This is a genomic window from Desulfovibrio sp. 1214_IL3152, from assembly GCF_036763055.1.
Taxonomy (GTDB): domain Bacteria; phylum Desulfobacterota; class Desulfovibrionia; order Desulfovibrionales; family Desulfovibrionaceae; genus Desulfovibrio.
Map to the genome: position 1 here is coordinate 1 of NZ_JBAIYW010000438.1, position 2,576 is coordinate 2,576.

At 59.7% G+C, this 2,576-nt stretch carries 3 protein-coding genes; all 3 read left to right on the forward strand.

What is annotated here, in order from left to right; genetic code table 11:
* Positions 1–815 (forward strand): sensor histidine kinase (locus tag V6C07_RS09250; protein WP_333536137.1); only part of this gene is annotated, 815 nt, incomplete at its 5' end.
* Positions 812–1,567 (forward strand): phosphate ABC transporter ATP-binding protein PstB, encoded by a 756-nt coding sequence (gene pstB / locus V6C07_RS09255; protein WP_333536139.1) that lies wholly within the window; start codon positions 812–814, stop codon positions 1,565–1,567. The genes V6C07_RS09250 and pstB, both read left to right, overlap by 4 nt.
* Before the next feature lie 190 nt (positions 1,568–1,757).
* Positions 1,758–2,576, forward strand: an 819-nt coding sequence (gene phoU / locus V6C07_RS09260) for a phosphate signaling complex protein PhoU (protein WP_333536140.1), incomplete at its 3' end; no start/stop codon positions are given.

Sequence of the window (2,576 nt, forward strand, 5' to 3'; positions counted from 1 at the left end):
TGGAACTGCCCTCTGGCCAGGTCATGTCTGTCTGCATTTCCCTGCCTCCGGCGGCGGAGATGGCGGACGGGGAGCAGGTGGGCGCTGTGGCCGTGTTCCACGACATTACGGAGCTTATGCGGCTTGAGCGTGTGCGGCGCGACTTTGTTGCCAATGTGTCGCACGAATTGCGCACGCCGCTCACGGCCATACAGGGCTATGCCGAAACCCTCACCAGCATTGACGGGCCGCCCGAATGCCGCAGGTTTGGCGAAATAATTCTCAAAAACGGAGCCTACCTTTCACGCATGGTGGAAGACCTGCTGACGCTGGCCCGTCTTGAGGGCAAAAGCGGCAGCCTTGAGCTTGTTCCCACAGATCCGGGAGAAGCTCTCACCCAGGCAACGGGCATGTGCCGTGAAGTGCTGGAGCGCCGGGGCTGCCGGGTGGAGTCGCATCTTTCCGCCAGTTGCCGGGTGATGGCCAGCCTGCCCCACTTGACGCAGGTTTTTCGCAACCTTCTGGAAAATGCGGGGCGTTACGCGCCAGAAGGCGGCAGCATTCGCGTAACGGCGCGGCAGGCGGGCGACAGTGTGATTTTTCGCGTTGCCGACGATGGTCCGGGCATTCCCCGGCAAGATCAGGAGCGCATCTTTGAGCGTTTCTACCAGGTGGAGCGTCATCGGGGGCAGGCCAGCACCGGCCTCGGCCTTGCCATCTGCAAGCACATCCTTGAGCGGCACGGCGGCAGTATCCGGGCGGAAAGCCCCGCCCCGGACGGCAGCACGGCGCTTGTTTTCACTCTCACTTCTGCCCACGGAGCAGCACAGTCATGAAGGAATACCTGCAGGCGCGCAATGTCAGCGTCTACTACGGGCAGCACAAGGCCCTGCATGAGGTCAGTCTGGCCTTTGAACCGTGCCGGGTTACGGCGCTCATCGGCCCCTCGGGCTGCGGCAAGTCCACCTTTTTACGCTGTCTGAACCGCATGAACGACCTTGTGCCGGGCGCGCGCGTTGAAGGCGAAATCCTGCTGGACGGCAAGGATGTGAACCGGCCGGATACAGATGTGGTTTCTCTGCGTTGCCGGGTTGGCATGGTCTTTCAGAAACCCAATCCGTTTCCCAAGACCATTTACGAAAATGTGGCTTACGGTCTGCGCGTCAACGGCCTGCGGGACGAAAGCCTCATTGCGGAAAAAGTGGAGCTTTCCCTGCGGCGGGCCGCCATTTTTGAGGAAGTAAAAGATCGCCTTCAGGCTCCTGCGCTGGGGCTTTCCGGCGGGCAGCAGCAGCGCCTGTGCATTGCCCGCGCCCTGGCCGTGGAGCCGGAGGTGCTGCTTATGGATGAACCCGCCAGCGCCCTTGACCCCATAGCCACGCAGAAAATTGAAGAAAGCATACGCGAACTGCGCGAGTCGCTGTCCATCATCATCGTCACCCACAACATGCAGCAGGCCGCCCGCGTGTCCGACACCACGGCCTTTTTCTACATGGGCGAGCTTATCGAGCACAATGCCACGGATATCATGTTCACACGGCCCGGCAAAAAACAGACAGAAGACTATATTACAGGCCGTTTTGGCTAGTGCGGCTTTTTGTAAAACGGATCAGAAGCCTGCGCGGCAGTGTCCCGCCGTCAAGGCGCGCGTAGCCTGCCCGCGAGACGCGATGCCGGGGTGAAAGTTCTGCAGCATTTTAGAATTATTCTTTCAAAAAATGCCTTGGGCAACTACAAGCAATTCTCATTCATTTCATCGCACTTTTCAGGAGAGCACCATGCAACAGGCCAACTATCTGCAGCAACTGCTTGTAACTTTGCGCACCCGTCTTCTGGTCATGTGCGCCAGCGTGGGCATTGCGCTGGAAGAGGCGGGCAAGGCGCTTGCGGCCAATGATCCCGGCAGGGCCGCCGCAGTGATTGAAAGCGACGCGGCCATAGACGCCCTGGAAAACGAAATTGACGAAATGGCCCTGCGCCTGCTGGCCCGTTCGCAGCCTGTGGCCGGAGACCTGCGTTTTGTGGTGACATCGCTGCGCATGGTGGTGGACCTGGAGCGCATCGGCGACGAGGCCGTCAGCATATCCGAGCAGGCCATTCTTATGCAGAACATGCCTGGTTTCAGCATGATGTCCCACGTACGCGAACTGTATGAGGGCGCACGCGAAGCTTTTGAAAGCGCCGTGCGGGTCTTTCGCGATAATGACGCCCAGGGAGCGCTTGCCTTGAGCCGTGGCGATGACGAGGCCGTGCAGAATGAAGTGCGTATCATACAGGGCATTATGGAATGCCTGTCTGATCCGCATTGCAGTTTAAAACCGCACGTCGCCATGCATATCATTCTTGTGGCGCGTTCGCTGACGCGCATCTGGCGTCGGTCCATCAATATTGCCGAGCATGTCTACTTTATAGGGCGCGGTGAAAGCCTCAAACACAGGGGCGACGGACGTGAAGAGGCGGCAGTGTCCTTGACGGAGCCTTTGCAGCCCGGCGCGTACGAGCGCGCAGCGGCGTCAGGCAGTGGCAACAAGGCTCCGGACGCTTCGGCAGGGGAAAAGCAGCAGTTGCGCCGAAGCAAGGAAAGGCATACCGATAAT

Bases quoted from the DNA above. Each gene is read 5' to 3' on its own strand.
- pstB (WP_333536139.1), top strand. From the start codon at position 812: ATGAAGGAATACCTGCAGGCGCGCAATGTCAGCGTCTACTACGGGCAG.